This is a genomic window from Paenibacillus sp. FSL L8-0436, from assembly GCF_038593025.1.
Taxonomy (GTDB): domain Bacteria; phylum Bacillota; class Bacilli; order Paenibacillales; family Paenibacillaceae; genus Paenibacillus_AQ.
In genome coordinates this window covers 5,020,658-5,043,040 of the sequence record NZ_CP151955.1, presented here as the reverse complement: position 1 = coordinate 5,043,040, position 22,383 = coordinate 5,020,658, and the positions used below count along the sequence as shown (strand labels likewise).

At 52.4% G+C, this 22,383-nt stretch carries 21 protein-coding genes; 17 read left to right on the top strand and 4 right to left on the bottom strand.

All coding sequences use genetic code 11. From position 1 onward, the window contains the following. Positions 1 to 35: 35 nt before the first annotated feature. Positions 36 to 1,058 carry a serine hydrolase gene (locus NSS79_RS23175; protein ID WP_342436311.1) on the bottom strand — a complete coding sequence of 341 codons (1,023 nt, stop codon included), beginning with the start codon at positions 1,056 to 1,058 and terminating at the stop codon, positions 36 to 38. A gap of 343 nt (positions 1,059 to 1,401) precedes the next feature. Here NSS79_RS23175 and NSS79_RS23170 point away from each other — a divergent pair, with 343 nt between their 5' ends. From NSS79_RS23170 to NSS79_RS23090, 17 genes are all read left to right on the top strand, one after another. Further along, entirely contained in the window at positions 1,402 to 2,352 is a 951-nt protein-coding gene (locus tag NSS79_RS23170; RefSeq protein ID WP_342436310.1) for a DUF1177 domain-containing protein, read from the top strand. A 62-nt stretch (positions 2,353 to 2,414) separates the two neighbouring features. After that, entirely contained in the window at positions 2,415 to 3,083 is a 669-nt protein-coding gene (locus tag NSS79_RS23165; protein WP_342436309.1) for an AroM family protein, read from the top strand. A gap of 15 nt (positions 3,084 to 3,098) precedes the next feature. Then, the gene (locus NSS79_RS23160; protein ID WP_342436308.1) at positions 3,099 to 4,043 is read left to right on the top strand and encodes an aminopeptidase; all 945 of its coding nucleotides are present in this window, start codon (positions 3,099 to 3,101) and stop codon (positions 4,041 to 4,043) included. A gap of 55 nt (positions 4,044 to 4,098) precedes the next feature. Beyond that, complete coding sequence (locus tag NSS79_RS23155; protein ID WP_342436307.1) at positions 4,099 to 4,752, top strand: aspartate/glutamate racemase family protein; 654 nt, start codon at positions 4,099 to 4,101, stop codon at positions 4,750 to 4,752. Positions 4,753 to 4,918: 166 nt separating this feature from the next. After that, entirely contained in the window at positions 4,919 to 5,278 is a 360-nt protein-coding gene (locus tag NSS79_RS23150) for a hypothetical protein (protein ID WP_342436306.1), read from the top strand. A gap of 278 nt (positions 5,279 to 5,556) precedes the next feature. Beyond that, positions 5,557 to 7,083 (top strand): PucR family transcriptional regulator ligand-binding domain-containing protein, encoded by a 1,527-nt coding sequence (locus NSS79_RS23145; protein WP_342436305.1) that lies wholly within the window; start codon positions 5,557 to 5,559, stop codon positions 7,081 to 7,083. Between the two features lie 255 nt (positions 7,084 to 7,338). After that, the gene (locus NSS79_RS23140) at positions 7,339 to 8,349 is read left to right on the top strand and encodes an ABC transporter permease (protein WP_340897335.1); all 1,011 of its coding nucleotides are present in this window, start codon (positions 7,339 to 7,341) and stop codon (positions 8,347 to 8,349) included. A gap of 29 nt (positions 8,350 to 8,378) precedes the next feature. After that, positions 8,379 to 9,278, top strand: a complete 900-nt coding sequence (locus NSS79_RS23135; protein ID WP_076108936.1) for an ABC transporter permease — start codon at positions 8,379 to 8,381, stop codon at positions 9,276 to 9,278. A gap of 191 nt (positions 9,279 to 9,469) precedes the next feature. Further along, positions 9,470 to 11,071 carry an ABC transporter substrate-binding protein gene (locus tag NSS79_RS23130; RefSeq protein WP_342436304.1) on the top strand — a complete coding sequence of 534 codons (1,602 nt, stop codon included), beginning with the start codon at positions 9,470 to 9,472 and terminating at the stop codon, positions 11,069 to 11,071. An 88-nt stretch (positions 11,072 to 11,159) separates the two neighbouring features. Further along, the gene (locus NSS79_RS23125) at positions 11,160 to 12,446 is read left to right on the top strand and encodes an ArgE/DapE family deacylase (protein ID WP_342436303.1); all 1,287 of its coding nucleotides are present in this window, start codon (positions 11,160 to 11,162) and stop codon (positions 12,444 to 12,446) included. Between the two features lie 19 nt (positions 12,447 to 12,465). Beyond that, a complete protein-coding gene (locus NSS79_RS23120; protein ID WP_342436302.1) occupies positions 12,466 to 13,443 on the top strand; it encodes an ABC transporter ATP-binding protein in 978 nt (325 codons plus the stop codon). Then, on the top strand, positions 13,440 to 14,402 hold the full coding sequence (locus NSS79_RS23115; protein ID WP_342436301.1) for a dipeptide ABC transporter ATP-binding protein: 963 nt from the start codon (positions 13,440 to 13,442) through the stop codon (positions 14,400 to 14,402). The genes NSS79_RS23120 and NSS79_RS23115 overlap by 4 nt, the downstream gene beginning before the upstream one ends. Positions 14,403 to 14,565: 163 nt before the next feature. Further along, entirely contained in the window at positions 14,566 to 15,759 is a 1,194-nt protein-coding gene (locus NSS79_RS23110) for a D-alanyl-D-alanine carboxypeptidase family protein (RefSeq protein WP_052092635.1), read from the top strand. 173 nt (positions 15,760 to 15,932) lie between these two features. Continuing rightward, positions 15,933 to 16,286, top strand: a complete 354-nt coding sequence (gene spoIIAA, locus NSS79_RS23105; RefSeq protein WP_038594706.1) for an anti-sigma F factor antagonist — start codon at positions 15,933 to 15,935, stop codon at positions 16,284 to 16,286. Beyond that, entirely contained in the window at positions 16,283 to 16,738 is a 456-nt protein-coding gene (gene spoIIAB, locus NSS79_RS23100; protein WP_038594704.1) for an anti-sigma F factor, read from the top strand. Before spoIIAA ends, spoIIAB begins: the two co-directional genes overlap by 4 nt. An 11-nt stretch (positions 16,739 to 16,749) precedes the next feature. Then, positions 16,750 to 17,505: an RNA polymerase sporulation sigma factor SigF gene (gene sigF / locus NSS79_RS23095; RefSeq protein WP_038594702.1), complete on the top strand. Its 756-nt coding sequence runs from the start codon at positions 16,750 to 16,752 to the stop codon at positions 17,503 to 17,505. A 262-nt stretch (positions 17,506 to 17,767) separates the two neighbouring features. Continuing rightward, on the top strand, positions 17,768 to 19,213 hold the full coding sequence (locus NSS79_RS23090; RefSeq protein WP_342436300.1) for an amino acid permease: 1,446 nt from the start codon (positions 17,768 to 17,770) through the stop codon (positions 19,211 to 19,213). On the opposite strand, the gene NSS79_RS23085 is transcribed toward NSS79_RS23090, so the two are convergent. From NSS79_RS23085 to NSS79_RS23075, 3 genes are all read right to left on the bottom strand, one after another. Beyond that, positions 19,210 to 19,842 carry a LysE family translocator gene (locus tag NSS79_RS23085; RefSeq protein ID WP_342440424.1) on the bottom strand — a complete coding sequence of 211 codons (633 nt, stop codon included), beginning with the start codon at positions 19,840 to 19,842 and terminating at the stop codon, positions 19,210 to 19,212. The genes NSS79_RS23090 and NSS79_RS23085 overlap by 4 nt on opposite strands. 133 nt (positions 19,843 to 19,975) lie before the next feature. Further along, complete coding sequence (locus NSS79_RS23080; RefSeq protein WP_342436299.1) at positions 19,976 to 20,497, bottom strand: DUF3231 family protein; 522 nt, start codon at positions 20,495 to 20,497, stop codon at positions 19,976 to 19,978. 93 nt (positions 20,498 to 20,590) lie between these two features. Beyond that, positions 20,591 to 22,252, bottom strand: a complete 1,662-nt coding sequence (locus NSS79_RS23075) for a ribonuclease J (protein ID WP_342436298.1) — start codon at positions 22,250 to 22,252, stop codon at positions 20,591 to 20,593. Between the last annotated feature and the right edge of the window lie 131 nt (positions 22,253 to 22,383).

Genomic DNA, 22,383 nt, shown 5'->3' with positions numbered 1-22,383 from the left:
TAAATATCATCGAACTTGCACCTTACCATGAAGAATTACTTCAGCAGCCATTCCTCTACCACCTTCAGGATAGGGTAGGCTCCCCGGCTTTTGTTACACAGGACAACAACGGTTGCTCCGCTTGCAGGATAGAAGGCGGAGTGGAAGGACACCCCGGGATCGTACCCCATCAGATGGTATTTCAGTGCCTCGCCGTTTCGCTTCGTGATCCATACTCCGTAACCGTAGTACTCCTCATTGTCATCATGAATATGCGGAGTGAGCAGCAGGGCCGTCAGCTCCGGATTTAGCAGCGTATGATCCAGCAGTCCCTGCCATAGCCGCTGCATATCCGGCGCGGTGACGAAAGCGCCGCCGTCAGCGCCTCCTTTTACGGGAATGGAATAGATGTTGGTGACCCAGTTTCCATCCGCTTCTTCGATATATCCCATAGCGGTATTGGCTGGAAGCGCATCCAGTGCAAAATACCCGGAATGCTTCATTCCGCAAGGCGCAAAAATATGCTGCTCCACGTAATCCGTAAAGGGCATCCCGCTAATCTTCTCAACCAGCAGGCCAAGCATGATGTATCCGGCATTGTTGTAGTGAAATCTTTCTCCCGGTGAGAATTTCATCGGATGCTGCGAGAACATCGGTACGAAATCCTGGAGCTTGCGCAGCAGGTACATGGGCTGGTTCAGCCACAACGCCGCGTAATCATCCATGATTTCTTCATCAAAGTAATCCGCAATACCCGAGTTATGCGTCAGCAGGTGATGAACGGTCATGTCATGGCTGAATCGGGCAAACTCTTTTCCATTCAACACATCCAGCACCTTGCTGCTGAAAGCAAGCTTACCCTGTTCCACCAACTGGCAGACAGCAATCGCCGTAAACAGCTTGCAGCCGGAGGCGATGCCAAAGCGTGTGTCCGGATGATTTAGCCGCTCCTCTGAAATGTTGGCACTGCCGTAAGAAGCGGCCAGGGTCTCGCACTGTTTTTTGACCAAAACTGCTCCAGAGAATCTTTCGGTCTCAGCTTCCTCGCTGAGCTTATGCTGCAAATATTCAAGCTTCATGGTGGCTCCTCCGATTCAGTTCATTATAGTAGCTTAGCTAAGAAATTCGCCTGAAAGATACAAGTTTCCTTCATTTGATCCTTATTTATGAGGCGGGAATTGGAATAACGACTGAAGACTGTACGTGCTGCGTAAGGTTTATCTGCAAAGGACAAGAAAAGCACATCAGTTTTGGCAGGGCGGCACATTGTGGACGTTTTGGAATTTAAGATACTATAAACTCTAACCTTATAATAATAGTTTTGTACAGACTGGCGGCGGTTGGCTGCTTTTTCATGAAATGTCGTTAGCGTTTCTACAGATTAACAAATCCGCGAGTCAGCACATCCGAGGAGGAATTATAATGGCACTTCATCAAACGATAATGGTATTGAACACACTGGACAGCGCTTATGTTAACGGTGAACAGGTCAGGCAGCTGTTTGCAGCTTATCCGGCAGTTAAGGTAGACGTCCATAAGGTTGAGGGTGAAAAGGGCAGCACGGAATTCGTCAAAATCTCAATCCCGGGCAGCAACGGAAAGCTGGCGGGCGGCACGGCGCCGACCTTTGGAATTGTGGGCAGACTAGGCGGAATCGGCGCCCGTCCCAGCCGGATCGGGATTGTCTCTGATGCGGACGGCGCAGTCGCTGCTATTGCTTCAGCGCTGAAATTGGCCCATATGCAGACCCAAGGCGATGTGCTCAAAGGGGATGTGCTGGTAACGACCCATATTTGCCCGGATGCTCCAACGCTGCCGCATGAACCGGTGGATTTCATGGATTCCCCGGTCGATATTCTGCAGATGAATGAACATGAGGTGCTGCCGGAAATGGAAGCGGTTCTGTCCATTGATACCACTAAAGGGAACCGGGTGGTCAACCACAAAGGCATTGCAATTTCGCCAACGGTCAAGGAAGGCTATATCCTGCGGGTGAGTGAGGACCTGCTGCGCATTCTGGAAATGACGACAGGCCAGTTTCCGGTTACTTTTCCGGTGACGACCCAGGATATTACACCTTACGGGAACGGCCTCTATCATATTAACTCGATTCTTCAGCCTGCCGTTGCAACGAATGCTCCGGTTGTAGGCCTGGCGATAACTGCACAGTCCATGGTGCCCGGCTGCGGTACCGGGGCAAGCCACGAGGTTGATATTGCTTCCGCAGTACGTTTTGCAATTGAAACCGCCAAAGAAGTGACCGGGGGATCATGCTCATTCTATAACAAAGCGGAATTTGACCGCATTACAGAATTGTACGGCACGATGAGTGTATTACAGACACTGGGCAAACCGGCGGTAACCTCCCGCTAAATCCGGGTTTATAGCGATTGTACTGTGAAGGGTAACTCCATGAACATCTAGGAGGAAGCAAATTGAAAAAAATTGGATTGATCACGATTGGACAGTCCCCCAGATCCGATGTGGCGCCGATTATAGAGAAATATTTGGAGGGCCGTGCGGAATTGCTGCAGTCGGGGGTACTGGATGGATTCACTCCGGCACAGGTCCGCGAATACTACAGTCCGCAAGAAGGAGAATACGTTCTGACGACCCGGATGGCGGATGGTACTGCGGCGATTATCTCCCGCGAAAGGATAAAGACGGTGCTGCAGGGAAAAATTGATGCCATGGAGGCTGCTGGAATCCGACTGATTCTGCTGCTCTGCACCGGTGTGTTTCCTGAGCTGTACACGAACCGTGCCCATTTGCTTGAGCCGGACCGGATTATACCACCGGTAGTGCAGGCCATGATTGGCAAGCGCCGGTTGGGGCTGATTGGCCCGTTGCCTGAGCAGGAAGAGAATATGGTCAAGAAATTTGCTGGGCCGGGGACCTCGCTTCCTTTTGCCGCTGTCTCTCCATATACCGGCACTGAAGCGGAATTCCGCGCCGCAGCGAGCCGGCTGAAAGACCAGGCGGATGTGATTGTGCTTGACTGCATGGGTTATGTGGAGCAGCATAGAATATGGGCGGCCTCAGCAGGAGTGCCAGCCGTACTGTCAAATGCCCTCATAGGGAAGCTGATGGCGGAAATGGTATAATCAGGAGGAACGAATATGAGTGAAGACCGGATAATAATCAGTATGAATGTCCTGAAGGACTGCCTGGGACTCAGCAGCGGTGAACTGCTGGCCGTAGTGGCGGATGATGACAAGCGGGAGCTTGCCGAATCCGTCTACGAGGCCGGCAAAAGACTCGGAGCCGAGTCGGTACTGCTGATCATGCAGGAACGGAGCAAGTCCGGTGAAGAACCGCCTGCTCCGATTGCGGAGGCGATGGCCAAGGCGGATGTGGCGGTGTGTATTACGAAACACTCCATGACACATACAGCGGCCCGCAAGCAGGCTGCTGCAGCGGGAACCCGGGTAGCGACCATGCCGGGTATGACGGATGACATGTTCAGCCATGGAGCCATTACGGCAGACTATGGGCAAGTGAAGTCGTTGACGGAACAAGTTGCCCTGCTTCTGTCCGCAGGCCGTGAGGTACGTGTGGAGAAGGACGGGCTAAGCCTCTCCTTTTCCATAGAAGGGCGGGACGGAGTGCTGAGTACCGGGCTATACCTGAATCCTGGGGAATCCGGGAATTTGCCTTCGGGCGAAGCGTATATAGCACCGCTTGAAGGCACTGCCGCAGGACGGATTAAAGTAGACGGGTCCATAGCCGGTATTGGCGCCTTGGCCAGTCCAATGGTGCTGACGGTGGAGCAGGGCCGGCTTACAGCAGCTGAAGGTGAAGGTGGAGACAATCTGCTGGGGATGCTGGGGGCAGGCGATGGCCGGCTCCTGGGTGAATTCGGCATTGGCACGAACAACAAGGCGAGAATTACCGGGGTGGTGCTTGAGGATGAGAAGGTCTACGGGACCATTCATGTAGCCTTTGGCAGCAATAACACCTTTGGCGGCGTTGTAGCGGCAGGTGTACATATAGATGCCGTAGTGATGAAGCCGGATGTGTATATTGATAACAAAATCATTATGCGCGCCGGGGAATTGCTCTAGTCTTGCCAAGTACCTAAGCGGTCGTTACAAGCAACCTGAAAGGGGGGGGATACGGATGCTGGGAATCATACGTGTAATAACACTTCAAGAAGAGAGCTCCATCCATCTGCACGGCGAGCTGATAGAGCGCCGCTATGGTCTGCCGGTCACGAGCCGCTGCATTCAGGATCAGCCTCAAGGCGTCTACGATGCCCTGACGGAAGCGGAATCCGTACCGAAAATCATTGAACTCGCACGGGCGCTTGAAGCAAGCGGATGTACGGCGATCGGCATCAGCTGCGCGGCGGATCCGGCGCTGCTTGAAGCGAGGGCTGCGGTACGGATTCCTGTACTCGGTGCCGGGTCCTGTGCAGCCCATATGGCGCTGGCCTTCAGCAGCCGAGTCGGTGTTCTGACGATCCTGAACGAGGTGCCTCCCTTCATTCGAAGCATCCTCGGAGACGCCTATCTTGGGATGGATCGCCCCGACGGTGTGACAACGACGCTTGATCTGAACACGCCTGCGGGACGTGCCGGAGCTCTGGCCGGAGCGGAAAGGCTCGTCGAGCGCGGAGCAGAGGCCATTGTGTTGGCCTGTACCGGCTTTGCAACGATCGGTTTGGCTGCTGAACTGGAAGAGAAGCTAGGAATCCGTGCGCTCGACCCGATTCTCTCACTGGGTGCCGCAGCGGCTTCTGCTGCCTCTCTGCCCGGGCTTGTCCGCCGCTAAACCTTTGTCAACGGCTGATTTGCTGGGCAGACAGCTATCCACACTTAAGTGAAACGTTCTCCCGGACCCCGGTCCGGCGAGGACGTTTTTTTGTGGATCACTTGAAAGCTTGATGAACCGCAGGAACGGAGTCTTGATCGCGTAAAGTGGTGGAACAGATAGTGGTATGAGAGGTAAAAGTGCATCTGATATTGCCGCAAAGGCGCTATATGGCAGTATGAGAGGTAAAGGTGCATTTGATTTCGCCGCAAACGCGCTGCATGGCGAAATGAGAAGCAAAAGTGCATCTGATATTGCCGCAAAGGCGCTATATGGCAGTATGAGAGGTAAAAGTGCATCTGATATTGCCGCAAACGCGCTGCATGGCAGTATGAGAGGTAAAAGTACATCTGATTTCGCCGCAAACGCGCTGCATGGCGAAATGAGAAGCAAAAGTGCATCTGGTTTCCACACTACATGCGACCGCAGTCGCGTTATTCCTTGGGAAAACGGCAAAGTGCCGGCAATTTCACACAAATTACAATAGCCGCTGTGATGTCCGCGGATTGCCGAAATTGTGGATTTCAACGAACTAACAGCTCTGGTGTCCGGATAAGTCACCTCTACAATGTAGTTTGCGTGATGTCTCCATTTCAGCGATTTTCTCCAGAAGGTTTTACTGTAGGATGCAGTTGTTATCTGCAATTTGAAATATTTTCCCTGTGGTTCACAGGCGAATTCTGATAAACTATCGGGAACGCCAGACTATGGCATATCTCAGGAGAAAACTTGAAATACTGTAGACAGCGGAGGGAGGAAGGATTATTGAACACACGAGGAATTACGTTGAGAGAGCTGCTGCAGCTGCCGATTCTTGGCACAGCCACTGTAGTCAGCGGTGAACAGGGACTGGACCGGATTGTCCGCTTTGTAGATATTATGGAGGTTCCCGACCTGAAGGGTTGGATCAGTGAAGGCGTCATGCTGCTCACTACAGCCTATTCGATCCGTCATGACCCTTCACTGCTGACTGAGCTGGTATACACACTGGACAAGCTGGGGGCAGCTGCGCTGGCGATAAAACCAGCCCGTTTCCTGAAGGAAATTCCTCAAGCGGCGATCGAAGCGAGCAATGCCTGCGGGCTGCCGATCGTCGAGATTCCGCCTGAAATCCCTTATACGAACATTACCCAGCCGGTGATGGAGCTGCTGCTGGGCCGTCAGGCTATGCTGCTGCGCCGGGCAGAAGAGGTCTACCGCACACTCACAACGATGGTGCTGGAGAACAGCGGAATTCAGGCGGTGAGCGATAATGTGGCAGACTTTCTAAAAGCGCCTGTCGCACTGGTGGATACGCAGCGCAGTATTATCGTTTCCTCACCCCCCAATTTTGACTGGTCACAGAAGACTTCACCGCTGAACTGGAACATTAATGTGGACAAGCGGACGGTGGCCAGGCTTCTGGTAGACAAGGAGAAGCTGGATGATATGGAGGAAGTGGGGATCGAGCAGGCCAGGCTGGTGTTTGCCCTTGAGCTGATGCGGAAAAAGGTAGCCGAGGATACTGAGTTTCGTCTGCGCGGAAATTTCATCGACGAGCTGCTGACGCCTCCGCTGCCTTCACGGCATGAAGTGGAGCGGCGAGCACGTCAGCTTGGTATGAATCCTGAACATAAATGGGAGGTCGCCGTCATTGAAGGTGATACCGCTCCTAGTGAGGAGACCGTGAACCGGCTGCTGGACCGGGAAGCGCGCAAGCGCGGAGTGGCTCCCCATGTGGAATACCGCTCAAGCCGAGCCGTGTTGTTCTTGCCGACACCGGAAGGCCGTAAATTTACGGGAGCTGCAGGCGGGGAGGAACCATGGGCGGCAACGCTGGAAAGCTGGCTGCATGACAAAAGCGAAGGTCTTAGCGCCTACCGGACCGGTATCGGTACCCCGGAGGACTTGTGGAATATCCACACCAGCTATAATGAAGCGCGCAAAGCGCTGTCGGTCTCCAAACGTCTGGGCCAGGGGGCTGGTGCAGTTACCCAATACGAGGAGATGGAGGTCTACCATCTGCTGGAGGGGTTAAGCGGGCAGGGCTTCGAGGTGCTGTTCGAGCGCAAGCTGGGCAAGCTGCTGCGATATGACCAGGAGCATGACAGCAACATGCTGTTGACGTTTTATCATTATCTGGAGCACCGGGGGAGTCTGATTGACACGGCCAGCAGTCTTTACATACACCGCAACTCAGTGAAGTACCGGCTCGAGCGGATCCGTGATATTACAGGGTTCGATCTCAATGATCCGCGTGAGCAATTTGTCTGCCATTTGTGCCTGATTTACTATTACCTGCAGGAAAAATAGGGCACGCTGGAATTTTTACGGAAGTTAATGTTAGATAACATGACATTTAGAGGCGGCAATAGTGCACAACCGACAAACGGTTGTGCTTTTTTTTAGCTAAACGGGACGTAGAGTGGACATGAAATTGTATGTAGAATTAGCTCAACTACTAAAGAGAATAAAGAAACAGCACAGTACCTGACATGGAACCGCAGGTTCCGCCAAAGAAGGGCTCACAGACTGGATTGCAACAGAAGCCGTAAGGGGGTTGATTCATTGTTTGCTTACACATTAAAAAGACTTACGCAGATGATTCCGGCCTTGCTTGGTATCATCGTCATCACATTCATTCTATCCAGGGTACTGCCGGGTGATCCCGCAATTATGCTGGCAGGTGAACAGGCCCCGGAGGAAATCGTGAACAAGATCCGCCAGGACATGGGGCTGGACAAGCCGCTTTACGTTCAGTTCTTCAGCTATTTCGGGCAGCTGTTTCAAGGAAACATCGGCTATGCCTATCATACGGGGCATTCGGTAGCCAGTGATTTGTCCTCACGGTTTCCGGCCACCCTTGAGCTGACCTTGACCAGCATACTGATTGCGATTCTGGTGGCGATTCCCGTCGGAATTGTTGCTGCGACCCGCAAGGAATCCATCCTCGACCATATTTCACGTGTATTCTCGCTGATAGGTGCCTGCGTGCCGATCTTCTGGCTTGGTCTGATGTTCATTTATATTTTTTATTCGATCCTTGGCTGGGCTCCGGCACCGATGGGGCGAATCAGCGGTGATCTGAATCCGCCGGTCCACATTACGGGCTTGTACGTGCTGGACAGTCTTCTGTCGGGTGATACCGCCGCTTTGAAAAGCAGCCTGGCCCACCTGCTGCTTCCGGCAATCTGCCTGAGCACAGGCACCATGGCTATTGTGGCCCGCATGACCCGTTCGAGCATGCTGGAGGTAGTCGATCAGGACTTCGTGCGCACTGCCAGGGCCAAAGGGCTGCGGGAGTCCGCCGTAATTTATAAGCATGCACTTGTGAATGCCCTCATTCCTACACTTACCGTGCTCGGCCTGCAGTTTGGCTATCTGATGGGCGGTGCGGTCATCACCGAGACGATCTTCTCCTGGCCGGGCATCGGCGGGTATGTCACAGATTCCATTCTGGCCGCGGATTATGCGCCGATTCAGGCGTTTACCCTAGTAAGTGCGATTCTCTATTGCGGCATTAATCTGGCAGTAGATCTGATATACGGTCTGATTGATCCGCGTATCCGCTATGAATAAACAGCTTTTTGGAGAGGAGGAGATTTCTGTTGAGCACTGCAGCACATTCAGCACAGGGCAACCCTGCCAAACCCGCCGCTGCACCGAAACCCAAAACATTACTGACGCTGCTTCTGCATAACCGTCTGGCTGCCATCGGCCTCATCTTTATTCTGATCTGGACGGTGATTGCCATCATTGCACCCTGGATTGCTCCGCATGATCCTTACATTACAGATATGGCGAATAAACTGCAGGCCCCTTCAGGAAGCCATTGGTTCGGAACGGACAACTTCGGCCGGGATATTCTCAGCCGGGTGCTGTACGGAGCAAGGATCAGTATCTGGACCGGTCTGATCGCCGTGGCGATTTCTTTTCTTATCGGCGTACCGCTGGGCGGAATTGCTGCCTACTACGGCGGAAAGACCGGAACGGTCATTATGCGCTTGATGGATGTCCTGTTATCCTTCCCTTCACTGGTGTTATCCATGGCGATTGCCGCTTCCATCGGGGCAGGCTTAACCAGTGCAATGATCGCTGTAGGAATCGTCGGTATTCCGGAGTTCGCGCGGCTGATGTTCGGCCAGACCGTCTCCCTCCGCGAGAAGGAGTATGTTGAAGCCAGCCGGGCAATCGGTGTAAAAAATTCGGTGATCCTATACCGTCACATTCTGCCCAATGCACTGGCCCCGCTGATGGTACAGGCTACCCTCGGAATGGGCTTCGCCATCCTGACGGCATCCAGTCTCAGCTTTCTCGGCCTTGGAGTCAAACCCCCGATTGCCGAGTGGGGGGCGATGATCTCAGAGGGCAGGGAATACATCATTTCCGGTCAATGGTGGTTGGTCACTTTTCCTGGATTGTCCATCGCCACTTCGATTCTGGGCTTTAATCTGCTCGGCGACGGTTTACGAGATGTTCTTGATCCACGGTTGCGGTCGGGCAAATAGAGCGGAGCGCAGGCAGGGAAGTCCCGCTGCATATCCGCAGATTGCCCGATAAATATAGATTAGAGTCTGCCGGAAGGGCTGCTGCAGACAGGCGAGACCCTCGGAAGCAGATCCAGCCCTTCACGGAGCATGATCACAAGCAGCAATATGTTTTTTTAGCAGGCAGGATATAGAAAAGGGAGGAATTACTGATGAAAAGAGTTAAGTTGCTGTCCACATTCATCGCTTTTTCAATCATGCTGGCTGGTTGCGCAACCAGCGCCAATCCGCAAACACCGGCTGCCTCACCAGCGACACCGGGAACTACAGGAGAGACGGCGGCTGCCAAACCATTCCTGACCGTAGCTTATTCCGAGGGCGGCACAACACTGGACCCGGCAGAAGCGAATGACCTGACCTCCGATACACTGGTACTTGCCGCGTACGATCAGCTGGTTACCTACGGAATTAAGACCGAAAATGGCGCAAATATCGCCAACACCGAAGATATTCAGCCTATGCTTGCCGAAAGCTGGGAAGCTTCGAGCGATAATACCGTCTATACCTTCAAACTGACGCCCGGAGTGAAATTCCAGAGCGGCAATCCTGTGGATGCAGCATCGGTTGTGTATTCTTTTGACCGTGTTGCCAAGTCCAGTTCCGGCAGCTTTCTCTATGGGATGGCTGCGATCAAAACCGTAACCGCCGTAGATGATTCTACAGTTGAAATTACCCTGACTAATGCCAATCATAATTTCCTGCAAATACTGGCCATGTACACCTTCTCCGTCGTCGATCAGAAGACGGTGGAAGCGCAAGGTGCCGATTACCTCAAGACCCATGCCGCCGGCTCCGGCCCGTTCAAGCTGGAGAAATGGGATCCTGCGACGGAAGCAGTGTTCACACCTAACGAGGACTACTGGCAGGGTGCTGCGAAACTTGGCAAGGTGACCCTGAAGTTCACCAAGGAAGCCTCCAACCGGGTGCTGCTGCTGGATAAAGGTGATGTAGACATGGCGATTGAGATTCCGCCTAAGGATGTATCCTCCCTGAAGAGCAACACCGACCTGACCGTAGCCTCCAACGCGAGCAACCGGATTCTCTACTTTGCGATGAACAGTAAAGTGAAGCCTTTTGACAACGAGAAGGTCCGCCAGGCGATCAATTATGCCATCCCTTATGATGAACTGCTGAGCGGTGTCATGTACGGCCAGGCGAATCAGATGAAGAGCGCCGTGGCCAGCAATACTCCGGGCTTCACCGATGCAGGTTACGTCTACGAGCATAACCTGGACAAAGCCAAGGAATTGCTGAAGGAAGCCGGTTATGAGAACGGGTTTAAATTTGACTTCACCCTGGGCTCCGGCTTTGATGACTGGGAAGATGATGCCGTACTGATTCAGGCTGAGCTTGCCAAAATCGGCGTCACTATGAACATCAACAAGCTGGCACGCGCCCAGTTCCTGGAACAGCAGAAAACAAAGAACCTGACCGCTTATATATCCAAATGGACTTCTTTTGTCAATGATCCCGGTTATCATCTTGGTTTCCTGATGTATGGCAAAGGTTCCTCCAACTACAACAACTATCAGAATGCCGAAGTAGACAAGCTGTGGGAACAAGCCAATACGGAGACCGATCAAGCCAAACGCAGTGAGCTGTACCAGCAGGCACAGGAAATTATCACAACAGAAGCACCATGGGCGTACCTCTACGAATACAACCGCATCGTCGGCATGAGCAACAAGATCAGCGGCTATGCGTTCTACCCGGATGAGGTCATCCGATTCTATCCATTGTCGGTGCAGGAATAAAATTCGACTTACAAAGAGCGGACGGGCCATGAGGCTGCGGTCCCTCTTTTTTCACAAATTCATGGGAGCTATAGGGAGGCCATTACCAATGACAGACTGGATAAGCAAGGTGCTGAATGCAATTGATGAAGGGCAGGATCAGCTGCTGGAGCTGTGCTCGCAGTTGATCCGTTATCCATCGGAGAATCCCCCGGGTGATTCGCGTGAGATCAGCGCTTTTATTATCGATTATCTGAAGCAGGCTGGAGTGAGCACGAGCATTTATCCGGCTACTGAAAAGATGCTGAATCTCGTTTCCACATTGACAACAGCAGCTGAAAATCCTACCGATAAAAAGTTGATTTTCTGCGGACATACCGATGTGGTTCCGGCTGGTGATCTGTCCCGCTGGGATTTTGATCCCTTCTGCGGGGATATTGTCGACGGATACATGCTTGGCAGAGGCGCTTCCGATATGAAGGCGGGGCTTGCCGGACTGATCTATGCCGTGGCCCTGCTGTCGAAGCTGGGCGTGCCGCTCAAAGGCGATCTCTCGCTGCTTATCGTGCCGGATGAAGAAACGGGCGGGCACCTGGGCGTGCCCTGGGTGCTGGAGCGCGGACTAATTACCGGGACTGCAGCAGTTATCGCGGAGCCCTCCGGACCGCTGAATCCGACGATCGGCCAGAAGGGGAGCTGCTGGTTTGAATTCACAGTAGAAGGCACACCGGGACACGGCAGTCTGTCTCCGGTGGTTGGTGAAAGTGCAATCGTCAAAGCGGCCAAAGGCATTGATGCCTTGCAGCGCCTATGGGATATCAAGCCGGATATTCCGGAGGAGGTCAAAGAAATTATCCGCATCTCCCAGGATTATGTGAAGCAGCGTGAAGAGTACGGTACGGTCGCCTACCAGGTGTTCGACCATGTTACCGTGAATATCGGAACCATTCAGGGCGGTACGAAGGTCAACGTGGTTGCCGACCGCTGCACTATTCAGGTAGATTCGCGGGTGCCGTTCGGCGTCGATTACCGCGATGTGCTTGACCGCGCCCGTTCCTTACTGCTTGAGGCGGGAATCGAGTCCGAGGTCAAGGGCTTCGGCTTTCAGGGGAATGCGAATTGGACCTCCCCGGAGGAGCCGGTCGTCAGCGATCTCGTAGAGAGCATTTGCGAAGTGAGCGGAGAAGAGGCTTACGGTGTGCTTCAATGGGCATCCAGTGATGCGCGCCATTTCCGCACTCATAACATTCCGGTGCTGCAATACGGCCCGGCCGAGCTGTCCACCATTCATAATTTCAATGAAAAAGCACCAGTCTGGCAGATCATTCAATGCGCCAAGGTTTATGCCTTGACTGCGCTTAAATACCTGGGTGTGGAGGAAGACACGCAAAGATAAACGTAACGGAGGGGAAAGGATGACAGAACTGCTGGAAGTATCGGGATTATGCACCGAATTCGTAAGCGCTGCGGGCACAGTCCGCGCTGTGGACGGCATCAGTCTGTCAGTGCGCAAAGGCGAGACGCTGGGCATTGTCGGTGAATCCGGCTGCGGCAAAAGCATAACCTCGCTGTCGATTATGCAGCTCCTGCCCAAGCGGATCAGCCGGATCGCCGCCGGGCAAATCCGTTTTGAAGGCAAGAATATGCTGGAAATGCCGGCGAAGGAAGTGCGCAATATCCGGGGCAACCGGATTGCGATGATTTTTCAGGAGCCGATGACCTCACTCAATCCGGTATTCAAGATCGGGCGGCAGATTTCCGAGTCTGCCCGCTTTCACCTGAAGCTGGGCAAGAAGGAAGCGAATGAGCGTGCGGTTGAGATGCTGCGAAAGGTCGGCATTCCCCGTCCGGAGAAAATTGCCGAACAGTATGCCCACCAGCTCTCCGGCGGCATGCGCCAGCGCGTGATGATCGCCATGGCGATGGTCTGTAACCCTCAGCTGCTGATTGCAGATGAGCCGACCACGGCACTGGACGTCACGATCCAGGCCCAGATTCTCGATCTTATGCGCGATTTGCAGAAGAACGAGGGCATGTCCATTCTGATGATTACCCATGATCTTGGGGTGGTTGCAGAGATGTGCGACAGAGTAGTCATTATGTATGCAGGACAGATTGTGGAAGAAACAGATGTGGCGACGCTCTATAACAATCCGCTGCATCCGTATACCCAAGGGCTGCTGGCATCGCTGCCTCAGCTCGCGGGAGACAATGACCGTCTGAGCTCGATTCCGGGGCAGGTGCCGAACCCGGCCAACCTGCCGCCCGGCTGCCGGTTCGCTCCCCGTTGCCCGATGGTGGTTCAGCGCTGTTGGGAAGAACGCCCGGAGCTGCTTGAGATTCAGCCGGGACACACTTGCCGATGTCTGCTGCAGCAGGAGGAAATATCATGAGTACAATTCTGGAAGTCCGCAATCTTAAGAAACATTATCCGATCCGCAAAGGGTTCTTCTCCAAGCAAGTAGGTGCCGTGAAAGCCGTTGACGGCATTACGTTATCGGTAGAACAAGGAGAGACCCTAGCCGTAGTGGGAGAGTCCGGCTGCGGCAAGTCCACTACAGGGCGGGCTATCCTGCGCCTGATCGAACCAAGTGAGGGCGAGATCCTCTTCAACGGCACGGATGTGCGCAGCCTGGGTACCGAGCAGCTGCGCCGCTTCCGCACCGATATGCAGATGGTGTTTCAGGACCCGTATGCTTCGCTGGATCCGCGTTGGACCGTGCAGTGCATCCTGGAGGAGCCCATGCGCACGCATGAACAGGCAGCAGGAAATGAACTGAAGAGCCGGGTCGAACACTTGATGGAGGTTGTCGGACTCTCCCCTTATCAGGCGCACCGTTTTCCGCATGAATTCTCCGGAGGCCAGCGGCAGCGGATCGGAATCGCCCGGGCGCTGGCACTGAACCCCAAGTTCATCGTCTGCGACGAGCCGGTATCTGCATTGGATGTATCGATCCAGGCCCAGGTGCTGAATCTGATGCAGGATTTGCAGGAGCAGTTTGGCCTGACTTATATGTTCATCTCCCATGACCTGTCGGTCGTGAAATTTATCAGCGACCGTGTGGCCGTCATGTACCTGGGGCGGATCGTTGAGCTTGCGCCTACAAAGGCGTTATTCGCGAAGCCGCTCCATCCGTATACACAAGCGCTGATGTCCGCAGTGCCGGTGCCGAATCCGGCGCTGAAGAAGCAGCGGATTGTCCTGAGCGGCGATGTGCCGAACCCGGAAACTCCGCCAAGCGGCTGTGCCTTCCATCCCCGCTGTCCGCATGCAATGGACAGATGCCGGACCGAAGAACCGGTGCTGCGCGAGCTGGAATCAGGGCACCAGGTTTCCTGCCACTTGTATTAACCGCATAGAGCGAGATAGCGAGGCCATCCGGGAGTGGGTGGCCTTTATTTTATAGAGCAGTTTTGCGGATAAATGGAATAATTTTCACCCTTTCTGACCAAACTGGAACACAGTACCTATGAATTGAAGGTTAATGTTCAGGAGGGGAACCATTGTGAGAAGAATGCGTTATATTATGTTAGTGCTGTGTATTGCTGTATCGGTTCTGGGAGCGTCCTCGGGGGCGTATGCGGAGGAGAAAGCCAAAGGTACCGGTACCGGCAGTAATGCCGCCGCTGTTGACCTTGCGCCGGGTGCACGTTCCGCCATCCTGATGGATGCGGGCACCGGCACGGTAATCTATGAGAAGAACAGCCATGATAAGCTGCCTCCGGCAAGCATTACGAAAATTATGACTATGCTGCTCACCGTTGAGGCACTTGACGAAGGAAAACTGCAATTGACCGATAAGGTACGGACCAGTGAATACGCGGCATCCATGGGCGGTTCGCAGATTTTTCTGGAGCCCGGTGAAGAAATGACGGTGGACGAGATGCTCAAAGGCATCGCTATGGCCTCAGGCAATGACGCTTCAGTGGCAATGGCGGAGAAAATCGCCGGCTCGGAGAGTGCATTTGTGGATCTGATGAACAGCAAAGCTGAAGCGCTGGGCCTGAAGGACACCCATTTCGCCAACTGCAACGGTCTGCCGGCGCAGAACCATTATTCTTCGGCGCATGACATTGCCGTAATCAGCCGGGAGCTGCTGAAGCATGAGCGGATCATCAAATATACCGGCTCCTACCAGGATTATCTGCGCAAGGATTCGGCCAAGCCGTTCTGGCTGGTCAATACGAACAAGCTGGTCCGTTTCTATACAGGAGCCGACGGATTGAAAACGGGTTATACCTCCGAAGCCAAGTTCTGCCTGTCTGCGACTGCGGCCAGAGACGGACTGCGTGCTGTAGCGGTCGTGCTGGGCGAACCGAACACCAAAACGCGCAACAGCGAAGTGTCGGGGATGTTCGATTATCTCTTTTCCCAATATAAAATGCACACCATTCACAAAAAAGGCGACGCTATCGGTACCCTAAAGATTGAGAAGGGTGTGAAAACAGAGCTGCCGCTGACCGCAGAGGAAACCTACAGTGTTCTGCTGAAGAAAGGCATCACCCAGGAAGGCATCCGCCATGAGCTGGTACTGCCAGCAAACCTCAAAGCTCCTGTAGCTGCAGATCAGATCATAGGGAAGTTGGTTGTATATCAAGGGACGAATGTAATTAAGGAATACGAGCTCAAGGCAGGCGAAGATGTGGCGAAGGCGGGCTGGTGGAAGCTGTTCAAGCGGACGACGGGTTCGCTGTTCACGATTGATTAATTTCTTGTATTTTGTAGATTGCACATGAGTCTCCTGTAGATTCATAGGGGTTTTCTTCTAGTTTTGTCGTGGGGCAGGAATCCTCAATTGCCATGTAGAAAACCTTGTCCTTGAAGGGGAAAACATTTAGTTTCAGGGCGGTTTTGAAAGCAACGAAGAGGAGAGTGGCAGGCATGAATTCTCATGTGGAGATGGAGCATCACCGGGGTGTGCTGATTGTCCGTTTATTTGGAGAGCTGGACCATCACGCAGCCGATTATGTACGTATGGAAATGGATGAAGCGATTATGCGCGGCCAGGTCGAGCATATGATCCTCAGCCTGAAGGACCTGCAGTTTATGGACAGCTCGGGCTTAGGAGTCATTCTCGGGAGGTACAAGCTGATTCGCAGCAAAGGCGGCAAAATGGCAGTCTGTGATGCTACCGCACCTGTGAAGCGGCTGCTGGAAATGTCGGGCCTGTTCAAAATCATGTCCCTATATGACGACGAGAGCGCTGCACTCTCGGATTTGGAGGTTGCGTTATGACAAAGAGTGAAGCTGGTAACTTCATGAGTGTGCAGTTTGCTGCCCTGTCGGAGAACGAATCGTTCGCGCGTGTAGTGGTGGCAGCTTTTGTCTCCCGGCTCGATCCCACAATGGAAGAGCTGAATGATCTGAAGACGGTCGTTTCAGAGGCAGTGACAAACTGCATTATTCACGGATATGACAGTGACCCAGAAGGGATTGTCAGCATCTCCGCATCGATTGAGAACGAAACCGTGCGTCTGACCATAGAGGATCAGGGACGCGGGATTGAGGATTTGGAGCTGGCGCAGCAGCCGTTGTACACCTCCAAGCCGGAGCTGGAGCGGTCGGGTATGGGTTTTACGATTATGGAGAATTTCATGGACGAGTTCGAAGTTACAAGTGAACCGGGGCGCGGTACTTCCATCGCAATGAAGAAAACCATCGTCTCGAAAAAAGCTTTATACAATTAGGGGTTGGAGCCATGGATGCAGAGTCAAAAAAAGCTCCGCCGACCTATTTGGACGATGCGGAGGTCAAACGTCTTATCGCGCTCAGTCAGGCTGGAGATAATCTGGCCCGCGACACGCTTGTAAGCTGCAATATCCGCCTCGTCTGGTCGGTGGTGCAGCGGTTTATGAACCGCGGGTATGAGCCTGATGATTTGTTCCAGATTGGCTGTATCGGACTGCTGAAGTCCGTAGATAAATTCGACCTCAGCTACGAGGTCAAGTTCTCCACCTACGCGGTGCCGATGATCATTGGCGAGATCCAGCGTTTCCTGCGCGACGACGGCACCCTGAAGGTCAGCCGTTCACTGAAGGAGATGGCGAACAAGGTACGCAAGATGAAGGATGAAATGTCCAAGACATTGGACCGCCTGCCGACCATCGGCGAGGTCGCGGAGGCGCTGGGCGTGACGCCTGAAGAAATCGTCTTCGCCCAGGAGGCCAACAAGCCGCCGACCTCGATCCACGAGACCGTCTTCGAGAACGACGGCGACCCGATCACCCTGATCGACCAGATCGCCGACGAAACGCAGGAGCGCTGGTTCGACAAGCTTGCGCTGAACGAGGCCATTGGGGCCTTGACCGAACGCGAGCGCCTGATCGTTTATCTGCGCTACTACCGCGACCAGACGCAATCCGAAGTCGCCAGCCGCCTTGGCATCTCGCAGGTCCAGGTGTCGAGGCTGGAGAAGAAAATCCTCGCGAACATTCGCGAGCAGATTGCACAGTGAAACAAGGATAAGTATGAGCAGTGAATGTGACGGGTGAAATCAAGGGTGTATGAGCAAGAAGCAGGAGCCGCCTCGGGAGAGGCGGCTTTTTGTGTGGACCATCTACCTTGATTCTACTGAGCTTTATAAAGAATGGTAAAATCTCCGTTCCCGCCAAAGGGCTGAGCGGAATAAAAAATGGAGTTCATGAAATTCAGCACATAGGGAAATCTAGAAGATGGAGAGAACTCTCTAATTCCCAACAGTGATGAGGACAAAATTCATGAACCAAGCTTCCAGTAATACCAAAGAAGACAAAAAACTGAAATGGTGGCAGCTGAGTTTGCTGGGAGTTGCGGGCACCATTGGTACAGGGTATTTTTTGGGCTCGGGTCTAGCGATCTCCATCGGCGGGCCAGCGGTGCTGCTTGCCTACATCCTTGCAGCTGTTGGAACCTATGTAGTCTTTGATGCCTTGTCTCAAATGACGGCAGAACACCCGGAGCAGGGCTCTTTTCGATCCTATGCCAAGAAAGCATTCGGAAACTGGGCCGGGTTTGGCAGCGGCTGGGTATACTGGTTCTCGGAGCTGCTGATTATGGGAAGCCAGCTGACGGCCTTGTCCATTTTCTCACGCTTCTGGTTTCCGGCCGCACCGATGTGGATTTTTGCAGCCGGGTTTGGCGTCGTGAGTCTGTGCATTGTTTTCTTTGGCAATAAGGGTTTTGACCGGGTGGAAAATGTGCTGGCTGTCATCAAGATAGCGGCGATTTTGATGTTCCTGGTGATTGCGGCTGCTCTTCTGGCAGGCTGGATAGGGGGTGGGAAGTATGCCCCTAAACTCCCGCTAAGTTATTCTGCATTGTTTCCTGCCGGGGGGATAGGCTTAGGTTCGGCCTTTATTTTTGCTTTCTATGCCTATGGCGGCATTGAGGTGCTCGGCATTATGTCCAACCGGCTCCAAAAACCCGAAGAGGCACCGAAAGCAGGTAAGGTAATGCTGCTGGCATTGACTACAGTATACGTCCTGTCTATTGGGCTTGCCGTAACGATGGTTCCCTTAAGCGCCTTTAATCCGAAGGAAAGTCCCTTTGTGCTGGCGCTCAGCAGTGATCATCTTGCTTTTGTGCCTCATCTGTTTAACGGGGTGTTGATTATTGCCGGTTTCTCCACAATGACTGCCTCGCTTTATGCGATAACTTCGATGATGATTACACTTGCGCAGGAAGGGGATGCTCCCCGGCTATTTGCAAAGAAATGGAAGGATAAGTATCCGTTATTTGCCTTGTGTCTGATTGCTGCCGGTTTAGTTGGTGCCATCGTGATGGCGCTGTGGTTGCCGGGGAAGGTGTATGAATATATCACGACAGCTGCGGGGCTAATGATCCTGTATAATTGGGCTTTTATCCTGTTGTCGTCAGGCAGGCTGCTACAGCCAAGCAAGTTAAGCGGGGTAAAACGCTGGATCGGGTTGCTGCTGATCGGGGCAGCGGTAGCGGGCACTCTGTTTCATGCACTCAGCCGTCCGGGGTTCTACCTCAGTCTGCTGATTATCTCGCTGATCGCGCTCAGTGATTGGATCGTTCAGCGGGTTCAGAAGAAACAAGCAGCCAGTTCCGCTGGCACCAACGTTCATGAAGATAAACTATCAAATGAACACGAAGCCATGCGAGGCAGCAGTCCTAAGTTTCGCATTACAGGCATCAGGCTGCGGAAAAGCAGGCTTTAGTGGAAGAACAGCAGCTGAACAGCCTGTACACCAAAATAAACACCAAAACCAACCAGCGACAGGCCGGACAAGACAGAAATCCCCTTTAAGACCCGTGAGGTCATCACTCTGCGAAAGATGCTGGAGGCTGCGGCCATGGATACATCCCAAAGAAGAATCCCGGTTACGATAGCTCCACTATATATTAATAACTGTTGCATTGGATATTCATTGGCTGCCTTAGCAAGGATGGACCCGTAAATCCCGAGCCAGAACAGAATGGAGAGCGGATTAAATAAAGACATCAGAAACCCGGACAGGTAGGACTTTGAAAGGGAAGTTTCGCTTCCTCTCATCTCGGCTGCAGAGATTACGCCTGCATTTTTGATGCTCTCCACACCAGTATAGACCAGAACAAAGAAACCGAATAACCATAGGAAGGCTTTCACAAAAGGAGCCTCAAGCAAATGGATAACGCCAAAATAAACCAGCAGCATATAAATGATATCTGCGCTGATCGCCCCTAGACCGACAACCCAGGCGTGCCAGAAGCCTCCCCGAATCCCCTTGTCCAGCTGCGCGGCATTAATCGGGCCGATAGGAGCCGAAAGTGACAAACCAAGAAAAATATAACCTATAAATACATTAATCAGGACCTCCTCCTTTGTATTTAGCTTATTCTTATAATGTTGTTTATAGGACAACCAAAAAGAAGGCCCGCCATTGAACCGCGGGCCTTCTTTACATCCTGATGTGTACAGAGATATTACTTTAATTCCCAGGTTAAGCCTTAACGGGTTCTGGTCTTTTTACTTGAAGCGGCGGAGGAATCAACCAGCCCTTTTTCTTGTTCAGATGCAGAATTTTAAGGCCTATGGCTGCTTTGGTAAGGTGATATTTGGCGAATAAAGCACCGATATCTTCTCTGATGGATTGTCCCATAACCTGACTGCAGGCAACCAAGCCGGCTGCGTTATCAGCAGCAATTATGGCAGCAATCTCCGGATCTGTGAATCGAGCACCTACAGGAATATCCTCAAGCTTGGCTTCGGGCCTACTAGGCATTACCGGTGCTGAAGCAATACCGTTATCAGCCAGCAGCGAATCGCACTCGCTGATTTCCAGCTCGGCTTGATCAATTAATGCCGATATTACTTTTTTTAGATCATTATCACCGGCATGATACGTATAGGCCCGGTAACAGGAGAGAGCCCCTTTCGCTACCATCGAGGCTTGCCACACGCTAAAGATCTCTCCATAATGCATCGGCTCGTCTTTGGGGTTGCCACCTAAAATTCCTGTCATAAACAAGCTCCTTTACATTTAAAATTGAACAGCTGTAGCATACCCATAAACACACCAAACTATTGAAGATTTCACATGAATGTTTAATCACAATTACACTTCAATAATGATCGGAAGAATCATCGGACGGCGTTTTGTTTTGTCATACAGATATTTGCTCAAGGCATCTTTGAGCGTCTGCTTCATAATATTCCATTGGCCCAGATCCCCTTTGCTCATTTTCTCCAGGGTTGCTGCGATAAACTGATTGATCTCTTCCATCAGATTGTCTGAATTCCGTACATAAATGAAGCCACGGGATATCGTGTCAGGGGCGCTCAGCATCCGGCCATCCGTTTGGCTAAGGGTAATGACAGTGATTAACACACCATCCGCAGACAATTGACGGCGGTCCCGCAAGACCACATTGCCGATGTCGCCGACTCCCAGGCCATCCACAAATATTTGCCCGGCGGAAACCCGTCCCGATTGACGGACAACCCCTTCCAGCGATTCAACGACCTCACCGTTTTTCAAGATAAATATGTTGTCCTCCTTAACTCCGACTGCTTCTGCCAAGAGGCTATGATGATGAAGCATGCGGTATTCTCCATGAATCGGAATAAAGTATTCAGGTTTCATTAGGGTAAGCATCAGCTTTAATTCCTCCTGGCTGCCATGCCCGGATACATGAAGCTCACTCTTTGATCCGTAGATGACCCTTGCGCCGAGCATATACAGATTATCAACAATCCTGGATACATTACGTTCATTGCCCGGGATCGGATTGGCAGCGAGAAGAACAGTATCCCCGGCTCCGATTTCCATCAGCCTATGGCTGGAGTTGGCCAAACGGGACAATGCTGCCAAGGGTTCCCCTTGACTGCCTGTGCAAAGGACTGCTATCTGTTCTGGAGGAAGCTTCGCAGCTTCCGCAGGTTCTACCAGCATCCCGTCCGGGATGTTCAAATAACCCAGTTCCTGGGATACGGAGACCACATTAACCATACTCCGGCCAAGTAAGGTGAGCTTACGTCCGGTAAGGATAGAAGCATCTACAATTTGCTGCAGTCGGTGCACATTGGAGGCGAAGGTGGAGACAAATATTCTGCGGTCCGCTTTTTGAAAAGCTTCTTCCATATGGGCGCCTACAAGCTGCTCAGACGGCGTGAATCCAGGGCGTTCGGCATTCGTACTCTCGGAGAGCAGAATTTTAACACCGTTTTTACCGATGTCGGCCATTTTATGTATGTCCGGATATTGTTTATTGACAGGCGTCATATCGAACTTGAAGTCGCCCGTATGGACAACCGTTCCTTCAGGAGTATCAAAGACGACCCCGAGACAATCAGGAATGCTGTGGTTGGTACTAAAAAAGGTTGTCGTTATGGAACCAAAGGTGAGGCTCGACTCGGCATCAATGCAATGCAGGCTGGTCTGGCGGAGCAGACGATGTTCCTTAAGCTTGTTCTCAATTAACCCCAGTGTCAGACGGGAGGCATAGATGGGGATATTTAATTGTTTGAGCAGGTAGGGAATCCCTCCGATGTGGTCCTCATGCCCATGAGTCACAATCAGTGCTCTTAACTTGTCAACATTATTCAATAAATAAGTTACATCTGGAATAATAAGGTCAATGCCAAGCAGACTCTCATCCGGGAATTTAGAGCCGCAATCGATAACAAGAATGTCATCGGCGTATTGCAGGAAATACATGTTTTTACCAATTTCATGAACGCCACCTAAGGCTGCAACCGATAACCTTTTTTCTGACATTTTTATATTCCCTCCTTATTAGAATCCTCTTTATTATGTTTAGAGTCTTTAATAACTATCCATTGTTTCGGGAGGTGAGTTAGGATAATACAGAACAAAAATAAAGCTGCGTTCCTCGTAACATGACGGAG

Bases quoted from the DNA above. Each gene is read 5' to 3' on its own strand.
- NSS79_RS23125 (WP_342436303.1), top strand. From the start codon at position 11,160: ATGACAGACTGGATAAGCAAGGTGCTGAATGCAATTGATGAAGGGCAG.
- sigF (WP_038594702.1), top strand. From the start codon at position 16,750: ATGGATGCAGAGTCAAAAAAAGCTCCGCCGACCTATTTGGACGATGCG.
- NSS79_RS23150 (WP_342436306.1), top strand. From the start codon at position 4,919: ATGAGAGGTAAAAGTGCATCTGATATTGCCGCAAAGGCGCTATATGGC.
- spoIIAA (WP_038594706.1), top strand. From the start codon at position 15,933: ATGAATTCTCATGTGGAGATGGAGCATCACCGGGGTGTGCTGATTGTC.
- NSS79_RS23170 (WP_342436310.1), top strand. From the start codon at position 1,402: ATGGCACTTCATCAAACGATAATGGTATTGAACACACTGGACAGCGCT.
- NSS79_RS23160 (WP_342436308.1), top strand. From the start codon at position 3,099: ATGAGTGAAGACCGGATAATAATCAGTATGAATGTCCTGAAGGACTGC.
- NSS79_RS23155 (WP_342436307.1), top strand. From the start codon at position 4,099: ATGCTGGGAATCATACGTGTAATAACACTTCAAGAAGAGAGCTCCATC.
- NSS79_RS23090 (WP_342436300.1), top strand. From the start codon at position 17,768: ATGAACCAAGCTTCCAGTAATACCAAAGAAGACAAAAAACTGAAATGG.
- spoIIAB (WP_038594704.1), top strand. From the start codon at position 16,283: ATGACAAAGAGTGAAGCTGGTAACTTCATGAGTGTGCAGTTTGCTGCC.
- NSS79_RS23110 (WP_052092635.1), top strand. From the start codon at position 14,566: ATGCGTTATATTATGTTAGTGCTGTGTATTGCTGTATCGGTTCTGGGA.
- NSS79_RS23075 (WP_342436298.1), bottom strand. From the start codon at position 22,252: ATGTCAGAAAAAAGGTTATCGGTTGCAGCCTTAGGTGGCGTTCATGAA.
- NSS79_RS23130 (WP_342436304.1), top strand. From the start codon at position 9,470: ATGAAAAGAGTTAAGTTGCTGTCCACATTCATCGCTTTTTCAATCATG.
- NSS79_RS23080 (WP_342436299.1), bottom strand. From the start codon at position 20,497: ATGACAGGAATTTTAGGTGGCAACCCCAAAGACGAGCCGATGCATTAT.
- NSS79_RS23120 (WP_342436302.1), top strand. From the start codon at position 12,466: ATGACAGAACTGCTGGAAGTATCGGGATTATGCACCGAATTCGTAAGC.
- NSS79_RS23175 (WP_342436311.1), bottom strand. From the start codon at position 1,058: ATGAAGCTTGAATATTTGCAGCATAAGCTCAGCGAGGAAGCTGAGACC.
- NSS79_RS23115 (WP_342436301.1), top strand. From the start codon at position 13,440: ATGAGTACAATTCTGGAAGTCCGCAATCTTAAGAAACATTATCCGATC.